The sequence below is a fragment of the Bacillus glycinifermentans genome (assembly GCF_001042475.2).
Lineage (GTDB): Bacteria > Bacillota > Bacilli > Bacillales > Bacillaceae > Bacillus > Bacillus glycinifermentans.
In genome coordinates, this window is record NZ_LECW02000016.1 from 26,639 (window position 1) to 47,646 (window position 21,008).

Below are 21,008 nucleotides of genomic sequence, written 5' to 3' on the forward strand. Positions count from 1 at the left end.
GGTGGATTAATGGCAAAAGAAATTAAGAAAAATATGATACGCCCCCGTGCAAAGAAGCTGCCTGAAGTTACTGATGAAATGTGGTCTCAGGTTGATGAAGAGCACAGAAATTTAACACAAGAATTTTTGGACGCTCACTCATTCCGTGATAAAACAAGAAAACAGTACACCTCCTCCCTTCGGCAATTCTTCTGGTGGGTGCATAATTCTCTAAATGGAAAAAAATTATACAAAATCACAAAACGTGACTTCATTAGGTATCAAAGTTTCCTAAAAAATAGAGGTATGTCTTCTAGTGGTATTGCGCTTAAAAAAGCTGGTGTTTCTTCTTTAAACAACTATATTGAAAACGTCGTGGCTGAAGATGATGACAATTATAAAACATTCAGGAACTTTACTCGTGGCCTCCCTGCTATTCCTAAGACAGTCACTTATGAGAAAGTAAAGATTACATATGAAGACTATCAAACAATGATGAATGCGCTTGAAGAAGATGAGAATTATTTAGGAATGGCCTGGCTTGCAACTGCTTTTAACGTAGGAGCTAGGAGAGCTGAAATTATTCAGTTTAAGACAGAAATCTTAGATTACCCTATCCCTGACGGACAACCCTATGTGTTGTCGCATAAAGTGTTTGGTAAAGGTAGTGGTGAAGGCAAGGTATTGGAATATATGATTAACACCGAAACTCTAAGATATTTAAAGCTGTGGCACGAAAAACGTGGATATGACCACGAATACCTCTTTACCACTACATACGGTGGACAACCAAAACAAATGTCAGAAACGTGGGCTGATTATTTTTGTTCCGATGTTTTATCAGACATTCTTGGCCGCAGAATTAACCCTCACCTTTTTAAAGCCTCTTGTATCACCTACTTACTCGAAGTCAAGAAAATCAAGATTGAACTTGTCAGCAAATACATTGCTCAACACGAGGATGTTTCCACTACAATCAAACATTATGATCTTCGTGACTTTAAAGAAGAAAAGAATCAAATATTTATGTAAAATCACTCTTTTATTCAAAATCAAGATCCCTTTCATGAGGGGTTTTGCTTTTGCGTGAAATAAAAATTTTGTAAAAAAAGAAGGTATTTCCTCCTATTCTGTCGAATCGATTATTCATCAAGTTTTGGGAGGATCAAATGATTAAACCAGATTTTAGCAAATTTAACAATCTATCAAATAATATTAAAGCTTCTGATTCAGAAAAAGTTTGGAGAGAGTTTCTCCTCGCATCTTTTAACTTTGTAAATCACTGTTCTTATAAAGTTAATGAAGATGAGCTGTCAGAAATAACAAAAAGCCTACAGAACTGGATTCAGAGAAGGCGGTACAATCAATATAAGGAAAGGAACAATATAGTAACACCACAACAAGGGGAAATCTTTTTAGCCGATTTAGGGCTAAATTTTGAATTTGCTTATTGTCATCCTGTTCTAATTCTCGATGAAATTGAAAACAAATTGATCGTGTTGCCTGTTACATCAAGTCCCGACAAAGTGAAAGATGCTTTTCATCCAATAACAAATCCTTCTGGACTTAAACGTTACAGGAGGGTCACTCCTGCTGATGGATTTGAATCTGAATCAGCTATTGTAATGGATGAATTGAGGATTATAAGTAAAGGGCGATTATTGAATAAGATATCCTCTTTGAATGAAGATATTTATTTAGTGGGATCAATTTTTCAAGAAGTGATTGAAACTTCCTTTTCATTGCTTTATAGCCTACAGTATCAAAAAATCAATGATATGGAACAAGAAATTGCTGAACTAAGAGATGAAATAAAGGTTTTAAAAGAAAAAAACCATCAAGTTTAAAACAACCATTGACAAAATATAAACTTAGATGTATTATAATAGTAACAAAAATGTTAATCGCTTTTTAAGAGTGCATCCTTACAGAGATGCACCGATTAATAACCAATCCCACTTAATAATAAGTGGGATTTTTACTTATTGTCCACTTAAAACGTACTCTCCACAAAGGAGACGATTGGTGGATTGAAGAGATGAAAATGAAATAATTGAGATTCGGTTATAAGTGAGTTAATCCCATCTTCCTTCCAACCGAACTACAGAACTATTTGAACTACACTCCCCCCACCTTTCAGTGGGGGTTTTGTCTTATGTGGATTACCTTTTACTTCGTTTAATAATACGATGAATCATTAAAGCACAAACAAATATGGAAAATAAAACTGTTAATACTACATTACTTAAACCATATAAAGAATTAAGAAGCAATACTGTGATAATATACAATATCAAAAATATGTAAAACACTTATCGATATTTCCCCTCTCTTACTAGTTTTGTACCAACGACAAGAAAAGAGCTGATGTTTGTTATTTTATAGTCCATCTATTAATGCTAAAAGTTCTGGGTCATTAATTTTAAAAATCATAAATTGAATATAATCAATTTTGTTTGTATCAGGGAAATGACAAGTGGTTATGGTAAAGTTCGTAGCATGTTTTCCTAACAGTCCAGCAATACGCAAGGCGATATCTACATTTTCAAAGTCAATATTAAAGCTTGCATAATCTTGGTCGGCATAATAGTCTTTTATTTTTGAATCCTTAGGATTTGGTGGGTTTGACATAGCATTTAGGGTAACCTTGAATTTTTCAGGGTCAAAATTAATCAATGTTAAACCTCCTGCATTTTGGTAATTAAAGTATAGCACATCTCAGTCTTCAGTTTTATCTTCCCCTTTAAAATTTTCCACATTTGCCCGATAATAGATTCGAGGTGAACATGGTGGAATTTAGTGAAATCGTTAAAGATCAGTTGGCAACAGCAAAATTAAGAAAATTAACCAAGTTTATTCGAAAAGAGTTTCCTGCAAAGGGGCAACCCCATTCCGAACAAGAGCGAAAGTATGAGGCTCTTAAAAAGTTAAGTGATAATGATCTTTCCTCTGGAATAGCTCGGATGGTGCGAATTGAATCGAGTTTTGATCATTCGAAATTTGCTGCGCTTTTTGTTGTGATATTGACCTTATTATTTGGTGCATTCAAAGTTGTATTCGTTGATGACAAACAACCTCTTGGGAGTGGAGTTTACTTCACATTCACGGTGTTTGCAGTTTCATTGATTTTCATTGCTGTTGGATTGGATAAAAGAGACATGACAACAGCCAGTTACTTTAAAGCATTGCTTGAGCAAGCTAAGGCTGATAAAACGGATGAAAAAGAGATTGAAAAAGACACCCCTACTCCCCAAATACGGTCTAATAATCGTATTGAAGTAAACGCTCAAACAGGTTGGCTATTTTGGAAAAAAGATAATTATAAACAAGCGAAGGATTTGGACGAGGTTTTACTGAATTGGGCGGATGAAGAAGTAATTAAGTATATTAACGATTACTTTGGTTATTGGACAAATAATAGCAAAAAAGCTGAATTACAAAGAATTAGGGGCTTAGATTTAGACATAATTATATTGGGAATTGGAAGGATGAAAGAAATCGAGGAGTCTTCTGATAACTCGAAAATAATTCCCGGATTGAGTGCAGGCTCTGTTTTGTTAGTTACCCAAATTTCAATTTACTATAGATTTATTTCCGATCCTTACTGGTTAGGCTGGAGCTTAATGTTATCTTTTGTTGTCTATTGTTTATTATTGTTTGGTATCAAAAGAGGCATTAATTATCGTTCACAAGCAGCTCAATATAGAAGTTTATTAGAACAAGTGAAATCTGAAATGGAGAAGGCATCCTAATGGGTGTCTTTTTTATTTTGAAATTGTAGGTGAATTACCCAACATTTTTCTGTAAAATTAATTTAAAGGAGTGTCAGGATGGAAAACTTCGTAGCAATTTTAATTTTTACTTTACCAGGATTACTGAGTTATTTTTGGATTCAACTTTTCGGATTACATCCAGCAAGTAAACATATAAACTTTGAGATAGCAGCTATAAGCGCGATTTTATGGTTCCCTGTTGGCATGGTTGTGCTAGGCATTTATCAGCTAACAGCAATGATTGTAAATGCAAATTCAGTAAATAATCCTTGGTTATCAGTTCGTACTCTAAGTGACGTTCTTGAATTATCAAATAATATTGGTTTCCTGGTTTACTTTGTTTTGTTCAGTGTTATCTTCAGTTTTCTTTTTTCTTGGTTCGTGTCAAGGTTCGGTTACAGATGGATGATCAGATTAGTGAATGTTGTGAGGAGAGGAAGTGGAACTGCTGAACTTTCAGGAACATCAACTGTTTGGAATGAGACTTTTCTTAAAAATGATGCTCAGCTCGTTTCATTTAGAAAAATTGATAATCCTGATGAAGTAATCTATGGAGAAATAAAAAAAGTGTCCAGACCTGTGGAATTAGAAAGAAACCTACTGCTCACTAATATAGATAAATGGACAAAAGTTTTAAAAGATAATAAAGATGTTGAGGTAGCCAACATCTTTATTGATACTAAGACAGGTTTTATTATTTCTATCTACGATACAGATTCCGCAATGGCAGCTTATAATAAAATTTATGAAACCGAAGAAAATGAAAATTAATTCTTAGGCTTTGGTTCCCTTTTTATTAGCAAAGGTTTATCGGCTGAATTTTGCGCATGTCTTGGTGTGTTCATTGCATTCTCAGTCGGTCTACTATCTGGTCTAATTTCTGCTGCTCTGTTATCTGGTCTTTTTTCCATAACAATCTCTCCTCGTTTGGTAATCATTCTAATCGTACCACAATTTAGGGAGGTTTTCCCTCCCCCTCTTTAAAATTTTCCATTTGTGTACGATAATCACTATGAGGTGATTTTTCAATGAGTGCTGATGAATATTATAAAAAATATTTAGAAGAGAGTTTAATTAAGCTCAAAACCCCAGAACTCATAAAATTTATTAAAAGAGAATTTCCTGAAGAGGTGAATTATAACCATGAGGTTCACCAAAAGAAAATTGAAATTTTGAAATCCCTATCTACAACAGACTTATCGGCAGCTATCGCTAGACTATCTAGAATTGAGCGAAAGTTTGATCATACTAAATTATGGACTATAGGCGCTGTTTTTATTGGTACAGCTCTTGTTAATTTACAAATCTTATTTAAAGTAAACCTTACAAAAATTTCTGAGGAAAATTATATTAATTGTTTATTGTATGGTATTGCTGCCTTAACAGTGTGTTATATCATGTATAGGGGCATCAGAAAGGATAAGAAAATATCAGATACAGCAGCATATTTAAAGGACTTGATTGAACAGGTTAAATCAGATAAGTAACATTTTAAGCTGAAAAAGAAAAGGCATCTTAATGGTGTCTTTTAATTTTGAAATTGCAGGTGGAAAACCCATGAAAAAATATGAAGTTTTAGAAATATTTGAGGAGGTTCTTGAAGAATGGTTTTTCGCTGAATCGGCTCTCATAAGCCAATGCGGAGATGATTGTGATGAACTTGAAAGGAGAGAAAAATTGTTTAGGCAGCGTTTTATTGAGGCGTTGAATAAAGAATAACCATTGCCCCCTCTGTTTGATTTCTGTAGATGAAGATGAAAAGAATACCGTCATTTTAAATGACAGTATTAAAAGTTTAAAAGACTTGTCGGTTAAACCGACAGTGGGTGTAGTTTAAATCGACACCCTTCCCTTCTGCTCAAGATAAAGATCTATGAAAGGAAAATTGGGCTGTGTTTATTCTTTCTCAACGTACTATAAAGCTCCCTCACTGAAAAAGCGAGGGAGCTTAAATTAGAGAGCTTTATTTAACTCATGTTTAATCCAAAGTTCGAAGTATTGAGTCGCCTCATCTTCACTTAAATCTTTACTTGTTATTGAAAATATCTTACAACCAAATGGATCGATTTTTGAAAACCTCAAAGGCGGCTCATCCATTGTATGATCCTGAAAGTTAAAGTAAACGTCCCAAACATCAACATCTAGTCTCTTTAATCCTACTGCTTCAAGATCTAATCCCTTTTTATTGTAACTAATATGTAGATGTTGCGTTTCATCATAATTCATTAGGAAACCCTCCCTTTAGAAAATGATATGATGTTTTTTCATGTTAGGCGGCACATGGTAATGAAGTTTATAGGGGCCTCCTGTCTTAACTGGATAATAATCTAATCTGAAAATTGGTTTTCCAGTAGATTTTAAACGAACCTGAATAATTCTGCCACCACCACCGGGGCCATCGATCTTATATTTACTAGGCGCTTTTAAAGCTTTTTGGACATATGGCCTCGCAATCGCCCAACCTTTTTTCATCCCAGATCTGCCAACTTTGCTAATTAAGACCCTTAAGGCAGCAGCAACTATTGGTATCCACATCGGTTTTATCTCTGCTTCCTTAACTTCTTGTTTAGCTAGTTCTTGTTCTAGTTCCTGAAATACCGGATCTGCTATCAAAAAATCAAATTCTTTTTCAAACTCTTCATTATTCAAGCTTTGAATTTCTGTTTTATTAAGAGTGGAAATTAAAGATATGCCATCAAAGCTTTTCTGTCCAATATCATTCAATGTATTGAAAGTTGAGGTGGAATTTACGTCCTGCTCCTCTTTCCCCCCTTCAATTGCTTGTGATAATGGACTCAGAACATTCATAAACAACGCAAAGATCAAAAGTGAGACAATAGTTTTAATAAACTTTTTTGCCATATTCGACCTCCTAATCAATTGTTTTCATTCCAAATATATCAATATATGGAACGAGAATCAACAGTCGATTTTACTTTAATTAGTCAAATATTGCGTGCATAGTGTTTCTCTTCTGTTCAAGATAAACATTCCTGTGGAAGAAAATTGTGGTATACTGTAGGCATATTGTTTGATGAGGTGGTTTGGTGTGTTTACTGCGTTTTTGATTATTTCTGGCTTTATTATTTTCTTTTTAATTGGGTTTATAGGGATGAACAAACAAAAGGAAGATGAAAAGAAACGAAAAGAAATAAAAAAAAAGTGATCGAAGAAATCTTGAGCAGTTCGATTTAGATTTTTCTCCAAATAAATCGTATATAAATCCTGACGGGAAAATGAAAATCGCCTTCAACTCAGAAAAAGAGTTATTTAAAATATATAGAATGTCTCCAAATGGGATGATTCATGATATTGCTATTCCATTTGATAAAATTGTGGATTCAGAAATACTCATTGATGACGCAACGATTATGAAAGCTTCACGGGGTCAACAAGTAGCTGGAGCTTTAATTGGAGGCGCAATTGCTGGTGGAGTTGGAGCAATTATAGGAGTAAGCTCCCCGGATACCACAAGCATAAACACCGTGAAAAGAGTTCGGTTAAAGATTACAAATGAAGATTTTGAAAATCCAGTTTATTATATTGACTTCCTCCCTACCCGAGATAAATTAAACCGAAGAATTGATAAAGGGTGGAACAAAGATGACTCCACTGTGTCCTATGCATTAAAGAAAGCTGAATATTGGCAAGGTGTTCTGGAATTAGCCATACGAAAAACAAATCAAGTCGCTCATTAATTGTTTGTGTCATACTTGTGGGTATCTGATGAATAAGGTGGTTCAATATGATTTTATTATTTATTATAGGTATTCCTATTGTGTTAGCTTTGGTTTGGGCTTTCGTCTCAGATGGTAAATTAATTGATCATCAAACATTACGCAAAAACACAATGGAAAATATTAAAGACGACAATTATTCAAGAGTATTCACTTCGAGTGAATATGCGTCAAAAATATTTTTTGATGAGAAAAAGAAGAAATTTAAAATCGCGAATATTTCTTTAGAGGATTTAAACGACAAAAATGTCTCCCCTACTATAAAGGAATATTCGTTTGATGACATTGCAGATGTGGAGATAGTTATTGATAATAAAACATTAACAAAGGTATCTAAAGGTGAAACCGCCTTAGGTGCAACTATTGGTGGTGCTGTTGGCGGTGGTGTCGGTGCTATCATAGGTGGAGGTACAGCTTCGAGTTCAGCACAAGAATTTATAAAATCCATACATCTCAGAATTACAGTCGAAGATTACGATAATCCATACCATGATATTGCATTTTTTAGTGGAGTTTTTTATGACCCCGATTTAAAAACAGCGCACAAAAAAAGCTCTCCAGAAGTACAAAAAGCAATAAAAGAAATTGACACATGGTTTAGATATTTTAAATTGGCCATGCGTGATGCTGCAAAAGTCGCTCATTAAATTGGGCGACTTTTTTTAATTATTCAATCGTTCCTCTAATGCATGAATCCTTCTTTCAAGCTCAGAGAACTTCTTGTCGTTGTATCTATGGTCACTTTCGATGTTCTTATTGATTAGTTTAAGCATGGACATGATTTCTTCAGGCTCATTTTCCTCTATGCGCGCTAATGTTTTATCGATTGTATCTAAACGCTCATTTACGCTTTTAAAGCCTTCCCTCATTTCCTTTTGCATTTCATGAATAGCTTGCAAAACTTGATTATCCATTCCATTCACTTCTTTCTATTGAGTATATCATCATTGTAACAGTTTTTGTTTAATCGTTCTTGGGAGTATCCTTGATGTGCTCTAGCAAATCTGAGACGTTACAATTGAGAACACTGCACATTCTATCCAAAGCTTCGATGTTAATAGCTTTTACTTTATCTTTATCATCTAATTGCTCATTATTTACCCATTTACTTATTGTATTAGGTCTAATCTCAGTCTTTCTTGATAACCAATACATTGTTTTATTCTGTTCATCTAGAACCTTGTCAAGCTTAAATCGAATCAAACTCTATCACCTCTTTTCTATAATAGCACAAATCCCAAAAAATAAAAACATAAGTTTAACTATTGACGTTAAACCATAAATGTTATATCATTTGTTTAACTAATTGAGTTTAACTTAATACGATAAGTTTCACAAAATTAGATTGGCCTACATGTGTCCAAGCAAAAAATTAGTGGCATTGTAGCGAGCTAAGGAGGAGTAGATAGTGTGTAAAAATCATGTGTACGGGACAATCCAATTGGAAGTTTCCAGAGCATCACTTTCAAACAAAAAAGATTTGGCTGTTTTAGAGTCATACTACGCCATTTCAGATGAAAGAGTTGATTTGAGTGAATTAACTCTTGTACACAAGAATGGAAAAAGATTAGGAACAGTAAAGGTACATAATGTAAAAATATCTTGGGATGAATTTGGTAAAGGGGAGTATCGAAAATGAATCAATTTGAAAAAGTATTTAACTACCAAGGACACAATGTTAGAACATTAACAGATGATGGTGAAATCTGGTTTGTCGCGAAAGATGTCTGCGATGTTTTAGGGATTAAAAACGCCACCCAAGCAGTATCAAAATTGGAGGATGATGAACGGGCTATGTTCAACATAGGGCGTCAGGGTAACACAAATATCGTGAATGAACCCGGTCTATACACTTTGATTCTCGGCAGCCGTAAACCAGAAGCAAAACAGTTCAAAAGATGGGTAACACACGAAGTCCTTCCTTCAATAAGAATGAATGGAATGTATGTAGCAGATGATGCGACTAGAGAACAAAAATTATTCAATTATGACATGCTCGAAGAAACCTTTTCTAACTGCGGGATTGAGAATCTACATGATCTATACAAGGAATGCATTGCTTATTATAAAGAAAATAAAATTCGTTTAGATTATAAACGATCTTCAAAGCATCGAAGACAAGATAAGAAAAAGTCCGTAACTGATTCACGTATTGAAGTGATGAGAAAAATTGAAATTGTATTAACTGAGCGGGAATTGAGGTATAAGAAAAATTTAAATTTTGCATTTGTTTCTGTGGTATCTGATTTACTGAAAAAAATTGCGTTAGACATTAAATCTATTAAACACAACAAGACACGAGGTAAGTTGGCTAAAAGCAAAGCGATTTAATTTATATTTACTAAAAGGGACTGGTGACAAAAATGAACAAATACGTTAATCACTTGACATTGACTATAGCCGCTTGCCAAATAACACATGGAAACTCAGAAGATGAAGCTAAACAATTTACCGAATATGACCTTTTGGATTTTGGTGAATTTGAAGAGCTGAAAGAAATAACATTAACCAATTTTGACGGTGATAAGATTACCCTTCAAGCCTCTAATATGGGGCTTGAAATTGAGGATACGGAAGAAATTGATGAAGAAGATGAACTGCTATACATAAAATAAGTGATTTTCTTGACTCTGCTTGAATGCAGAGTTTTTTATTTCCGCTTCTCCCCCACTCTCTCCTCTTTGAAAGGATGTGATTATTAGTTGAGTCAACAATTGAAAATTGTAGTGACACCTGTTGCAGATACTTCTACTCAATCGGTTGAACAAATCAACAAGCAGCTTAAAACATTACAATCTAAGTTAAACTCCCTTCAGCTCAAAACAAACATTGATGCTGCCGCATTAAAAACCCTCAAAGAATTCTCTTCTGCAGTTGAAACATATCAAAAAAATCTTAAGAATTACAATCAGACAGTCAAAGAAACACAAACAGTCATTAAGAATGCTGACGGAACGACTGAAAAGATAATCCAGCAGCATAAAAAGAATGGTGAAATACTTCAGCGAGAAATCAAAACAATTGATAACCGCAATCAAAAGATTCGCCAAGAAGCTCAAGAAACAGCAAAGTTAACATCTGAAATTCAGAAGCTCGGCCAAGTTCAAAAGATAATTGAACGTCAAAATGCTCAAGGTGTAAAAACAGGATCAACTCAGAAAAATCGTGATAATTTCAAGGACATTACCTATAACCTTGACCAAAATGGTAATGTCAAGAGCTCTACTACTGTTACAAATCTGGATCAGCAGAGGAAAGCAATTGATCAACTTCGAGCAAGTTTGCAAAAACTTAGAGAGCAAGGACAACTTTCAGAAGTCACCCTCTCCTCTCTTGGTCGAAGAATAAATTTAGCTCAATCAGATGAGCAGATCGAAGCACTAAGAGCTAAGCTTAAGATGCTTGATGATAAATCTTCGGCCGTTGCAAAGACTAAAGAGCTTGAACGACAGCTTGAACTTTATAGAAGACAAGCTCAAGTAAATACTCAAAATTTGCAAAACAGATATGGTAACTCATTAAGTAATGCAAGCAATCAGCAGATTCAACAGTATTTGAATTCAGTTAATCAGCTAACTGCAAGAACTCCCAATTTGAGAAATCAGATGGCAAGTCTTAATATGCAATTCAGAGAAATGTCATCCAATATTGCTGCTACAACACGACAGACGATGAGTTTCGGTGAACAACTACAAGTGAGTTTCTCTCGCATACCTGTGTGGGCTGCTGGAATGACCATGTTTTATGCACCGCTTCGGGGTTTACAAAATATAGTTGATCAAGTCATCCAAATTGATACAATCATGACTGAAATTCGTCGGGTTATGGATGAGCCTGATTACAAATTTAATGAGATGCTGCAAGAAGCAGTTGAAACTGGAGATCAGCTCTCGAACAAAATTACAGACATCCTTCAAATGACAAGCTCTTTCGGAAGAATGGGTTTTGATGAGTCTGAATTGGGTAATATCACAAAAACTGCTGAAGTACTTCAAAACGTATCAGATCTGTCAGTAGATGAGACAGTTAATACTTTAACAAGTGCAATGTTGAACTTTAATGTTGCTGCTGAAGATTCGATTTCTATTGCCGATTAACATTAGTCGCCTACCTTAGCAATGAGGTATGGAAAACTCAGTGAACCCTATTGCTCAGGGGTGTGTCCTTAAACAAAGGATGCTAACGGTGAAACTCTAAGGGTGAAATCCTATGACAATACCGTGCCAAGCCTATTTTTAGGAAGGTGTAACGACTAACCTTAATGGTGTAGAGCAGACAGATTATGAGCTACTGCTCGAAGTGCTGAGCATCCCTTTGGGATGAAGATATAGTCTAGTCCCCTACTTAAATATCGGGAAACCGAGGGTATAATTTCGAAATTAAATGAAGTCGATAACAACTATGCGGTAACAACACAAGATCTAGCGAACTCCATTAGGAAGGCTGGCGCGACCGCTTCAACCTTTTCGGTGGATTTAAACGATTTAATCGGATATACCACAGCAGTGGCCAGTACCACTCGTGAATCTGGTAACATAGTGGGGAATGCATTAAAAACAATTTTCGCAAGGATCGGAAACAATGAAAGTTCTATAAAAGCTTTAGATCAAATTGGAATCTCCGTCAAAAAAGCTGGAGGAGAAGCCAAAAGTTCAAGTGAACTAATCGAAGAAGTTGCCAATAAATGGAACTCATTAAGCGATGCTCAAAAACAAAATACAAGTATTGGTGTAGCAGGCATTTATCAGCTTTCTCGATTAATCAATAGTCGCCTAGTTAAGTAATTAGCTAGTGAAAAGTCAGTGAACCTAAGTTAGGGTGTAATGTGATCGCTTAGATTTAAGTAGGAAATGACTTATTAATCACATTGCTAACAGGGAAAATCTAAGTCAGAGTTGATATGATGACCCTGTGCCAAGTGTTTGCATCATGCTGCGAAGTACATGCAAATGAAGGTGCAACGACCATCCCTTTTGGGAGTAGTTTGCAGGTGAAATTCCTGCTTACGAAGCGCTGGCTGCCCTTTAGTTAAAAAAGAGGCAAAGATATGGTCTACTCCGTTTAAATATTCCGAAAGGAACGGTACAAAGGTTAACGCTTTAATGAACAACTTCTCGATTGCTCAAGATTCAGCAACTACAGCCGCCCGATCGACCGGGAGTGCATGGAAAGAACAGGAAAAATATTCAGACAGCCTACAAGCTAGAATCAACCGCCTATCAAACGCATGGACAGAACTTAGTTTAGCTGCGGGTGATGCGGTAATTTCAGATGGAATTGTTGCGCTAACAGAATCCCTAAAGGGTCTCGTCCAAGTTGGAGCAGATATTACAAAGACAATCGGCTTTCTTCCACAGGTGTTGGGAGCAGCCACTACGGCTTTTTTGCTCTTCAATTCCACCCTAAGAACAAGCACTTTGGCAAGCGGTAGACAGTTAATTGAATTATTTTCAACTTTGCCCGCTCGCATAAGGACTTTTTCTATTTCGACTGTTACTGCCAGGACATCTATCGAAGCATTAAAGATATCCTTTGCAACACTTGGTACAACAGCTAAAGCTGCAGGAGCTTTTCTTGCTGGTGCAGCTCTTCCTATTGCTGCTTTCATGGCTATAGGCTTTGCTATCGAAAAAATCGTATCAGCATTTTCAGAAGCTAAGCAAAAGCAAGAGGAATTTGAAGAGTCCCAAAAGAAAAGCGTTGAAGCTATAACAACCAACAAAGAACAAACTGATCAACTTATCAAAAAATATCAGGAACTTCAAAAAGCAAAAGATAAAGGTACCCTTTCCGCTGATCAAGAACAAGAATACCTTCAAGTGACACAACAATTGGCTCAGACGTTTCCAAATTTGATCTCAGGCTATAATGACCAAGGCAGTGCCATCATTAAAAACAATGATGCATTAAAAGAAGCAATCGAATATACAAAACAACTTGCCGATTTAAATAAAGAAGACATAAGGAACAACTCAAAGAAAACATTTGAGGATAGCTTAAACAATATTCAAAAACTGAAGGACGAAATAAAATCGTACCAACAGATATCCAAGCAAATGGACAAGATGAGCGATCCGAAAAATAGAAACTTCTTTGATACAATCACGAATCCCTTTATGTCTGATTTGGATTATAAAAATGAAGCAAATAAATACGAAAAAGAAGCTATTCGTGCACAGCAAGATCTGTCCAGTGTTGCAGCTAAAATACGTGAAGATGTTCTTCAAACCATTGATGCTTTTAATAAGGCCAAGATCAACCCAGAGGTTACAAAATCACTCAAAGATGCTTTCAATTCTATAGATTTCACAAAACTTGAACCGGAAGAACTTGATTCCTTTTCACGACGCGTTGCTTCTTTAATGGATGATATCCAAAACGCTTTGGAGAAAGGTGATAAAAATGCCTTTGAAAAAGCGAACTCCGGTCTTCAGGAACTTCTAAAAACATATGGATCAGGAAAGTCAGAAATTGATAAATTTGCTCTTTCCTATGATGATCTGAAAGATTCAATTAATTCAACTAAAGATGCTGCTAAATCAGCAAAAGTTACTTGGGATGAAAATGGCGAAGGTGTAAATGAATTAACTGGAGAAGTTGAAGATTTAAGTCAAAAACTTAAAGATGCCAAAGGTGATTTAGAAGCAACCTTAAACATTATTGAAGAGTTAATCGACTCCAAACAAAGTGATTATGCTGCATCCACGCTTCAACAAGAGGGTTATGATGAAGTAGCTGATAAAGTTTCTATTTATAATGACCTTCTTGAAAAAATGGCTGAAGGAAAAAGTATATCAGCCGCTGAAGCAATGAAACTTATTCAAAAAGAAAAAAGTTTGAGTAAGGCAATTAAAGTAGAAAATGGCATGGTTCATATTAACCGCCAAGCTGTAATAAAAAGCAGAGATGAATTCATAAAAGCTTATAAAGACAAAATAAATGCCGTCAAGCAATTAATATTAGCTCAAGCCAATGAATTCACATCTATGATGCCTAAAGATGGATCTAAAGATCCGATTAAAGTTAACTCTTTAAAAGAAGCTAAGGAACAACTTGCTGAATTTAAAAAAACATATGAGGAAGCCCTAAAAAACATAAATCACGGTGGCATTCAACATATAAGTGGAGCAAAGGAAAACTACGAAAATTACAAGAAATTTGTAGATAGCCTTGAAAACATTGAAAAGATTTCTGAAATCACTTCTACTTCTCTAGATGAAGTCGGAACCTCTCTTGAAACATACTCAGACGAACAAGAAAAAGCCAGTAAAGAAACCGAGAAATCCAAATACGTCGTTGATAAATACAAAGAAGCACTTGAAAAAGTAAACGCGGAAATCGAGAAATTCAACAAACAAACCAACGACTATCCGAAATGGTCGCAAAAATATCGCGATGCGATCAATAAGGAAATCAAAGCATTAGAACGTAAGAAAAAGCTAATGCAAGATCAGATCAAGTTGCTTAAACAGCAAATCAAATCTGGTTACATTCCTCAAACTGGACTTGTTAGTTCCTCTTCCTCTTCTGGATCATCATCTGGTTCTTATTATTCTGGTGGTTCATATTCAGGTAAGTATTCTTCTTACATCAATGCTGCAGCAAGTAAATACGGTGTTGATCCAGCTCTAATTGCCGCGATTATTAAACAGGAATCTGGATTTAATCCAAAAGCTCGTTCTGGCGTTGGAGCAATGGGCTTAATGCAACTCATGCCTGGTACTGCTAAGAGCCTTGGTGTAAACAATGCGTATGATCCTTATCAAAACATCATGGGCGGTACAAAATATATCGCTCAGATGCTCAATAAATTTGGCGGCAACATCGAAAAAGCGCTGGCTGCTTATAATGCGGGGCCGGGTAACGTTATTAAATATGGAGGTATCCCTCCTTTCAAAGAAACACAAAATTACGTTAAGATCATTCTTTCTAACTACAATAAGAGCTTATCAACTGCGACATCAAAAATCGCTAATTACTATACAAGCGCAAATGGATTCAGAGTAAGCTCAAAGTTTGGCCAAAAAGAAAGTGGTCTCCGCTCCTCCCCCCACAAAGGATTAGACTTAGCAGCTAAAGCAGGTACTCCTGTTAAAGCTTTGAAAGCTGGGAAAGTCATTACCGCTGCCTATTCTAAAACAGCAGGTAACTGGGTTGTCATTCAACAGGATGATGGGACAGTTGCAAAATACATGCACATGCAGAAAGGCCTTAAAGTCAAAAAAGGCGATGTTGTATCTGCTGGTCAAACAATAGGTAAAGTCGGAAGCACTGGGCATTCAACAGGAAATCACCTTCATTTACAGATTGAGCAGAACGGAATACCAATCGATCCAGAAAAGTACATGAAAGGTTTGACGTCTGACCTATCTCAATCTGAAGCTGAAAGACAACAGGCTATTGCCCAAGCAAAGTCTGATCTAATCGGTCTACAAGGTGATTTAGACTCAGTAAATGATCAAATTCAAGAGCTCCAATATGAATTAGTTCAATCTAAGCTCGATGAATTTGATAAACGCAAATCAGATTTAGAAGTTAAGATTGCTAAAAACGAATCCTTAGCTAAACACTACCTCACCGACAGCAAAGAGTTCCGTAAATACACTAACGAGCAAAAGAAAGCTGTCGATGAGCAGCGGAAAATTCAACAGGAAAAGCTCAATTGGATTAACAAAGAGCTTAAAACAAACAAAAAGCTCAACTATGCTCAACGTGATCAGCTTAGAGAAGAACTGAAACAGGCCAAATTAGATTTAATCTCCCTTGAGGATCAAGTCAGAGAGCTACAAGGTCAGCTTGTTCAATCTAAAGTTGATCAAGTGCTCAACAACATCGAGAAATCAGTCAAGAAAACTGAGGGTAAGCTTAAAGATGTTGATATCAAGATTCAGATGACTGAGGATGACAATCAAAAAGTCAAGTACTACAGTCAGCAAGTAAAATTGATTCAACAGCAACAAGCTGAAGCCAAAAAGTACATCAAACAGCTTGAGGAACAGAAAAAGGCAGCTAAAGGTTTTCCTGATATCCAGAAACAAATCACAGAGGAAATTGAAAACTGGAAAGATAAACAAAAGGACTACAACCTTGAGCTTTATAACACCAAGAAGTCCATTAAGGATATTTACAAATCACTTGCAGATGAAGTCGTTTCTATTTATAAAGAAATGTACGAAAAGATGCGTGATATTGAACTTGAAGCCCATCGAAAAGCAACTCAAAACATCATTGATGAAATTGACAAAGAAGACGATGAAGCCAAGTTCCAGAAGTCCCTTAAAGAGAAACAGGAATCCATTCAGGAAACAAAAGATCAAATCAATAAGCTGTCTTTAGATGATTCTGATGAAGCCAAAGCAAAATTAAAGGATTTGGATAAACAGCTTCAGGAACAAGAGCAAGACCTTGAAGAGTTTCTGAAAGATCGTGAAAACACGAAACGAAAGGAAGCACTCCAAGATCAGCTTGAAAAAGATGAAGAATCAATCAACAAAAAGTATGATGACCTTGTTAATGATGATCGAGCCTTTAAGGAACTTGAGAAAAAACTTTTGGATGGTAAGATAACCGATATTGCTAAACAGCTTAATGAATTCACTAAGTTCATCAACAGCAACATGGATTCCATCGGTAAGAGTATTTCAAACAACCTTATCGATAAACTTAAAGAAGCTTCCAATGCTTTAAATGTCGTGATTGCCGGAAATAAAACTGGCAAGAAGGTTTCCTCTTTTGATGTTGGTGGGTATACCGGAAAATGGGGAAGCTCAGGAAAGCTTGCTATGCTTCATGAGCAAGAGCTTGTATTGAACAAATCTGATACAAGCAATGTCCTGAAAATTGTTGAGCTGACTAGAAACATCTTCGGAGACATTCCAACAAAAGCTACGCTCCCTTCCCCTTTTACTGCACCTAATCAAACGACAAGCAATCAAACAATCAATATTAACTTTAACGTGGATAAAATGACTGGTTCTAAGGCTGATGCAGAGAAATTCTTAGGAGAAGTGTATAACATTGCATCAGCTAGAGGAGTGAAAATTTAGAGTCGGCAAAATTTGTCGGCTCTTTCTTTTTAGAAAGGATGTGAGAAACATCAGTGATAAGAGAGAGCCGTTACTTTTTCTTCGGAGATAGAAAATCAACAGATATGGGGATTGAAAATGTCAATACTGAAGGCGGTTTAGTTGAAGAAACATTTCTAGCTACCTCTTCAATAAACGAGACAACCATAAAAGGAAATGACACTCCCTTTTATGAAGGAAAAAAACGCGATCCTAAACAATTCAACCTTAATTTTTATATTGTAGATTACTGGAATGATAAAAGACTCGCTGACATTAAACGATGGCTGGATGTTGATACATACCAGCCTTTATCTTTCAGTGAAAACTTAGACATCGTTTATTATGCTATGCCTGTTGATACAAATGATTTAGTTCATAACGCAAGCAAAGAGGGCTATGTCAGGTTAACAATGCGATGCGATTCCCCTTATGCCTACAGTAGATCGATAACCACTCCATTGTACGATGCTTCTAAGGAAGACATTACAATTGAAATCAACAATAAAGGTGAATGCACCATTGTTCCATCGTTTAAAATTCAAAAGATCGGTAAAGGCGATGTTCAAATTGAAAATCTAAGTAACTTCTCCTCCCCTTCTAAGTTTGTTGATCTTGATGATGGAGAAATCATTGCAGTTACTGGTGAAAAAGAAATCGTTGATTCATCGAAATATGGTGATGAGCGTTACGACAATTTTAATGAAGAATACCTTCAACTCGGCTATGGAATGAACCGGATTAGAGTGACAGGCAGATGTAAAATTCTTTTCAACTATAGATTCAAATATCGTTAGGAGGTGGCAGTACTGTTTCAAGAAGTATCAAGATCATTCAATTTATTAAAGCCCAAACTTTCCCTAGCCAAAGCAAATAAAAAGAAAATCGCCAACCTGGTTGATGTCTCAAACGTTAATTTGACTATAAAGTTAGGCGAAATTAATGAGCTTTCCTTCACTGTGCCTTTGAAAATTGAGATAGACAAACAATGGGTTAAGAACCCCCATCTAAAGAGATTAAAGCTCCGTAGACTGGTGAAATTGTCTGCCTATAATTTCAAGGATGAGTGGTTTATCATCAAAACTAAGCAAAAATCAGGGGCAGAAAATGAATCAGTTACATTTACTTGTATGTCTTTGGCTCATCAATTAAGCTACCGGAAAGTCAGAAGGTACGAAGTCACTTCCTATAACATGAAACAGGTAACTGATGATTGTTTTGCAAATACGAACTGGAAAGCCGGGTATATCAATCCACTATTCAATGAAAAATTCAGGAGTTTTGATATCACATCATCAACCAAGTTAGATTTTCTAATGAAAATTTGTGAAACGTTTGAAGCTGTTCCGGTGTTTGACACTATAGAAAAAAAGGTTCATTTCTATACTGAAGATGAAGTATCAAAATATAAAGGAATGAGAATTAAGTACGGCCAATACTTAGATACCATTGAAGATACTGAGGAACTTGAAGAAGTTTGCACTAGGCTTTATGTGACTGGTAAAGATGATCTTTCAATTAACGCGGCCAATCCAACTGGACAAGCATACATTGAAGATTTTACATACTACCTCTACCCTTTTGAACGAGATAAAGATCGAAATGTAATATCTCATAGCTATGAGATGAGTGATGAATTATGTCATGCAATTCTTGACTTTAATAAGTTTATCGATTCTCAAACAGAATCGTTCTCCTCCCTTCTTGCTCGACAAACTGAAGAAGAAAAGAAATTGGCCAAATTGAAAGCTCAAAAGGCGCAGCTTGATTTAGAGCTTCAAGTTATTTTGGATAAGATTGTAGTCGCAACTGAAGCGAAAGATCCCACTGCTGAATTGATTAAAGAAAGAGATACAAAAGAAGCAGAGATTGCAGCTAAAAAGGATGAAATCAAAGCCGAAGAGAAGCTGCTTACCGATATTCAAGATAAAATTACACTTTTAAAGGGAAAGTTGACTCTCGAAAGTCATCTTAGTGATGAACTCAAAGAAGAGTTGGCTGAGTTTATCAATGAACAAGAATGGTCAAATGACAACCTTTATGATGAAACTGATCTTTATGAAGCTGGTCTGGAGGAAATGAAGAAACGAAATACCCCACCAGTCAATATCACAATGAGTATTGTAAACTTCTTTGGCATCATAAGTGAACATCAAAACTGGAATCGGCTTTCTATTGGAGATATTATTCGAGTTCAACACGACCGTTTAGGCATCGATGTTAAAACAAAAGTAATCGAAATGAGTTTTGATTTTGAATCCAATAAAATCAATTTGACTATTTCAAACTCAAAACGTGTTGAGACTGTAAAAGAGAAAATGGTTAAGCTCGTTTATACAATAAATCACATCGACAATGATTATGCTGTTAGAAAAATTGATTGGATGAAGACTGCGGAAAACTTCAACATCAGGAATGATCGAATTTCTACTCCTGTCGCCGCCCCTACAGTTAAATCAGATGGAACAGCGATCTCTCATGAATACAACGATAATGGATCAGTTGACATTGTGTTGAAATGGGAGTATCCAAAATCTGATGAAGATCAGTACAACATAGATGGATTTGAAGTATATCTCTATTCCAGCGAATCCTCTGACGAATATGTTTTCGGTTCTAAAATGAGCCATGAGGAATTAGTCAACGTCAAATATGATAAGCGTTCCTATAAATTCACGGGATTAGCATCAAATAAATACTACACGCTTGGTGTAAGAGCTTATCGAAGAGTTGATGCTGATATTGAAAGATCAGGAGCTATTCTTTCAGATATTGTTCAATCGAAACATGCTTCTGAAAACCCCTACCTCCCTTCTGCTATTGCTGAGGTCAAAGGGAGAGTGAATGGATTAATTCAAGCTGTTTCTGAGGAAAGACCAGAAAATCCGGATGTAAACACTGTTTGGATCAATCCAAAAACAAATAAACAGGAATTTTTTGACGGTGAAAAGTGGATTGAGCAATCCGTCACATCTGCTGAATCCTTGAATGGCTACACTGCTGAATTGGCTTCAACTCCTAATACAATAGCTGTTCGAGATGAAACAGGAACAATTAATGCTTCAATTACAGGAAGTGCAACTCAACTCGGCGGTTATGACTCATCTGCGTATGTTCTCAAGTCTGATCTCCCCTCTTCCCCTCAATATGCAACAGGAGAGTACATCGGTGACGGAAAGCAAAGCAGAACAATCAGTTTAAACTTCATTCCTACTTTGGTCAAGATTTATTCTACTTCCCCTACTGATTCAACACTTATCATTCAAAACAGTTTAGGTGGCTACTCAATTCAAAATGGAGAAGTAGGTTCCTTCCTTAAAGGCGGCGATAAAACATATGGGTCATTGGATTTGAATTATTTTATTACCGGCTCAGATAGTAACACTCGTGGAAATAAATTAAACATTAAATATATCTGGGAAGCATTCAAACAAAATTAATACGGAGGTGATCCT

At 35.9% G+C, this 21,008-nt stretch carries 19 protein-coding genes and 3 pseudogenes; 16 read left to right on the plus strand and 6 right to left on the minus strand.

Going from position 1 to position 21,008, the window contains the following annotated elements:
• Positions 1 to 9 precede the first annotated feature (9 nt).
• Positions 10 to 1,011, plus strand: a complete 1,002-nt coding sequence (locus tag AB447_RS11400; RefSeq protein ID WP_048354019.1) for a tyrosine-type recombinase/integrase — start codon at positions 10 to 12, stop codon at positions 1,009 to 1,011.
• A gap of 137 nt (positions 1,012 to 1,148) precedes the next feature.
• Positions 1,149 to 1,826, plus strand: coding sequence for a type II toxin-antitoxin system PemK/MazF family toxin (locus tag AB447_RS11405; protein ID WP_048354018.1), 678 nt, complete (start codon positions 1,149 to 1,151; stop codon positions 1,824 to 1,826).
• A 532-nt stretch (positions 1,827 to 2,358) separates the two neighbouring features.
• On the opposite strand, the gene AB447_RS11410 is transcribed toward AB447_RS11405, so the two are convergent.
• The gene (locus AB447_RS11410) at positions 2,359 to 2,655 is read right to left on the minus strand and encodes a hypothetical protein (RefSeq protein ID WP_232517671.1); all 297 of its coding nucleotides are present in this window, start codon (positions 2,653 to 2,655) and stop codon (positions 2,359 to 2,361) included.
• Positions 2,656 to 2,765: 110 nt separating this feature from the next.
• Between AB447_RS11410 and AB447_RS26815 the strand changes: the two genes are divergently transcribed.
• Positions 2,766 to 3,731, plus strand: coding sequence for a hypothetical protein (locus AB447_RS26815; RefSeq protein WP_241494770.1), 966 nt, complete (start codon positions 2,766 to 2,768; stop codon positions 3,729 to 3,731).
• A gap of 78 nt (positions 3,732 to 3,809) precedes the next feature.
• On the plus strand, positions 3,810 to 4,523 hold the full coding sequence (locus tag AB447_RS11420) for a hypothetical protein (protein WP_057957572.1): 714 nt from the start codon (positions 3,810 to 3,812) through the stop codon (positions 4,521 to 4,523).
• Here AB447_RS11420 and AB447_RS25790 read toward each other — a convergent pair.
• On the minus strand, positions 4,520 to 4,663 hold the full coding sequence (locus AB447_RS25790; protein ID WP_156415980.1) for a hypothetical protein: 144 nt from the start codon (positions 4,661 to 4,663) through the stop codon (positions 4,520 to 4,522). The genes AB447_RS11420 and AB447_RS25790 overlap by 4 nt on opposite strands.
• 117 nt (positions 4,664 to 4,780) lie before the next feature.
• Between AB447_RS25790 and AB447_RS11425 the strand changes: the two genes are divergently transcribed.
• Both AB447_RS11425 and AB447_RS26255 read left to right on the plus strand, forming a co-directional pair.
• The gene (locus AB447_RS11425) at positions 4,781 to 5,239 is read left to right on the plus strand and encodes a hypothetical protein (protein WP_048354017.1); all 459 of its coding nucleotides are present in this window, start codon (positions 4,781 to 4,783) and stop codon (positions 5,237 to 5,239) included.
• A gap of 70 nt (positions 5,240 to 5,309) precedes the next feature.
• Positions 5,310 to 5,471 (plus strand): hypothetical protein, encoded by a 162-nt coding sequence (locus AB447_RS26255; RefSeq protein ID WP_164918152.1) that lies wholly within the window; start codon positions 5,310 to 5,312, stop codon positions 5,469 to 5,471.
• A 234-nt stretch (positions 5,472 to 5,705) separates the two neighbouring features.
• On the opposite strand, the gene AB447_RS11430 is transcribed toward AB447_RS26255, so the two are convergent.
• Both AB447_RS11430 and AB447_RS25795 read right to left on the minus strand, forming a co-directional pair.
• The gene (locus AB447_RS11430; RefSeq protein WP_048354016.1) at positions 5,706 to 5,978 is read right to left on the minus strand and encodes a DUF3986 family protein; all 273 of its coding nucleotides are present in this window, start codon (positions 5,976 to 5,978) and stop codon (positions 5,706 to 5,708) included.
• A 15-nt stretch (positions 5,979 to 5,993) separates the two neighbouring features.
• Positions 5,994 to 6,614, minus strand: coding sequence for a hypothetical protein (locus tag AB447_RS25795; protein ID WP_053075386.1), 621 nt, complete (start codon positions 6,612 to 6,614; stop codon positions 5,994 to 5,996).
• 374 nt (positions 6,615 to 6,988) lie between these two features.
• Between AB447_RS25795 and AB447_RS11440 the strand changes: the two genes are divergently transcribed.
• Entirely contained in the window at positions 6,989 to 7,450 is a 462-nt protein-coding gene (locus AB447_RS11440) for a hypothetical protein (protein WP_053075385.1), read from the plus strand.
• Positions 7,451 to 7,497: 47 nt separating this feature from the next.
• Positions 7,498 to 8,136: a hypothetical protein gene (locus AB447_RS11445; RefSeq protein ID WP_048354015.1), complete on the plus strand. Its 639-nt coding sequence runs from the start codon at positions 7,498 to 7,500 to the stop codon at positions 8,134 to 8,136.
• Positions 8,137 to 8,151: 15 nt separating this feature from the next.
• Here the strand turns inward: AB447_RS11445 and AB447_RS11450 are convergent, their stop codons facing one another.
• Together AB447_RS11450 and AB447_RS11455 are read right to left on the minus strand one after the other, a co-directional pair.
• A complete protein-coding gene (locus AB447_RS11450; RefSeq protein WP_048354014.1) occupies positions 8,152 to 8,403 on the minus strand; it encodes a DUF3734 domain-containing protein in 252 nt (83 codons plus the stop codon).
• Positions 8,404 to 8,452: 49 nt separating this feature from the next.
• Positions 8,453 to 8,692 carry a helix-turn-helix domain-containing protein gene (locus AB447_RS11455; RefSeq protein ID WP_048354013.1) on the minus strand — a complete coding sequence of 80 codons (240 nt, stop codon included), beginning with the start codon at positions 8,690 to 8,692 and terminating at the stop codon, positions 8,453 to 8,455.
• A gap of 205 nt (positions 8,693 to 8,897) precedes the next feature.
• Here AB447_RS11455 and AB447_RS11460 point away from each other — a divergent pair, with 205 nt between their 5' ends.
• The 8 genes and pseudogenes from AB447_RS11460 (at position 8,898) to AB447_RS11495 (ending at position 20,993) form a co-directional block, all read left to right on the plus strand.
• Positions 8,898 to 9,128: a hypothetical protein gene (locus AB447_RS11460; protein ID WP_048354012.1), complete on the plus strand. Its 231-nt coding sequence runs from the start codon at positions 8,898 to 8,900 to the stop codon at positions 9,126 to 9,128.
• Entirely contained in the window at positions 9,125 to 9,820 is a 696-nt protein-coding gene (locus AB447_RS25225) for a BRO-N domain-containing protein (RefSeq protein WP_082142528.1), read from the plus strand. The genes AB447_RS11460 and AB447_RS25225 overlap by 4 nt, the downstream gene beginning before the upstream one ends.
• 32 nt (positions 9,821 to 9,852) lie before the next feature.
• Positions 9,853 to 10,104, plus strand: a complete 252-nt coding sequence (locus AB447_RS11470; RefSeq protein ID WP_048354011.1) for a hypothetical protein — start codon at positions 9,853 to 9,855, stop codon at positions 10,102 to 10,104.
• An 87-nt stretch (positions 10,105 to 10,191) separates the two neighbouring features.
• Positions 10,192 to 11,583: pseudogene (locus tag AB447_RS11475) on the plus strand (phage tail tape measure protein); the annotation flags it as partial.
• 264 nt (positions 11,584 to 11,847) lie between these two features.
• Positions 11,848 to 12,246, plus strand: a pseudogene (locus AB447_RS11480) (phage tail tape measure protein); the annotation flags it as partial.
• Between the two features lie 336 nt (positions 12,247 to 12,582).
• A pseudogene (locus AB447_RS27245) lies at positions 12,583 to 17,535 on the plus strand (transglycosylase SLT domain-containing protein); the annotation flags it as partial.
• A gap of 53 nt (positions 17,536 to 17,588) precedes the next feature.
• On the plus strand, positions 17,589 to 18,350 hold the full coding sequence (locus AB447_RS11490) for a distal tail protein Dit (protein ID WP_048354008.1): 762 nt from the start codon (positions 17,589 to 17,591) through the stop codon (positions 18,348 to 18,350).
• Positions 18,351 to 18,353: 3 nt separating this feature from the next.
• Positions 18,354 to 20,993 carry a phage tail spike protein gene (locus AB447_RS11495; RefSeq protein WP_082634646.1) on the plus strand — a complete coding sequence of 880 codons (2,640 nt, stop codon included), beginning with the start codon at positions 18,354 to 18,356 and terminating at the stop codon, positions 20,991 to 20,993.
• Positions 20,994 to 21,008: the final 15 nt, after the last annotated feature.

Coding starts and splice junctions, on each gene's coding strand:
- AB447_RS11430 (WP_048354016.1), bottom strand. CDS start 5,978: ATGAATTATGATGAAACGCAACATCTACATATTAGTTACAATAAAAAG.
- AB447_RS11440 (WP_053075385.1), top strand. CDS start 6,989: ATGAAAATCGCCTTCAACTCAGAAAAAGAGTTATTTAAAATATATAGA.
- AB447_RS11420 (WP_057957572.1), top strand. CDS start 3,810: ATGGAAAACTTCGTAGCAATTTTAATTTTTACTTTACCAGGATTACTG.
- AB447_RS26815 (WP_241494770.1), top strand. CDS start 2,766: ATGGTGGAATTTAGTGAAATCGTTAAAGATCAGTTGGCAACAGCAAAA.
- AB447_RS11470 (WP_048354011.1), top strand. CDS start 9,853: ATGAACAAATACGTTAATCACTTGACATTGACTATAGCCGCTTGCCAA.
- AB447_RS11445 (WP_048354015.1), top strand. CDS start 7,498: ATGATTTTATTATTTATTATAGGTATTCCTATTGTGTTAGCTTTGGTT.
- AB447_RS11405 (WP_048354018.1), top strand. CDS start 1,149: ATGATTAAACCAGATTTTAGCAAATTTAACAATCTATCAAATAATATT.
- AB447_RS25225 (WP_082142528.1), top strand. CDS start 9,125: ATGAATCAATTTGAAAAAGTATTTAACTACCAAGGACACAATGTTAGA.
- AB447_RS11425 (WP_048354017.1), top strand. CDS start 4,781: ATGAGTGCTGATGAATATTATAAAAAATATTTAGAAGAGAGTTTAATT.
- AB447_RS11400 (WP_048354019.1), top strand. CDS start 10: ATGGCAAAAGAAATTAAGAAAAATATGATACGCCCCCGTGCAAAGAAG.
- AB447_RS25795 (WP_053075386.1), bottom strand. CDS start 6,614: ATGGCAAAAAAGTTTATTAAAACTATTGTCTCACTTTTGATCTTTGCG.
- AB447_RS26255 (WP_164918152.1), top strand. CDS start 5,310: ATGAAAAAATATGAAGTTTTAGAAATATTTGAGGAGGTTCTTGAAGAA.
- AB447_RS25790 (WP_156415980.1), bottom strand. CDS start 4,663: ATGGAAAAAAGACCAGATAACAGAGCAGCAGAAATTAGACCAGATAGT.
- AB447_RS11450 (WP_048354014.1), bottom strand. CDS start 8,403: ATGGATAATCAAGTTTTGCAAGCTATTCATGAAATGCAAAAGGAAATG.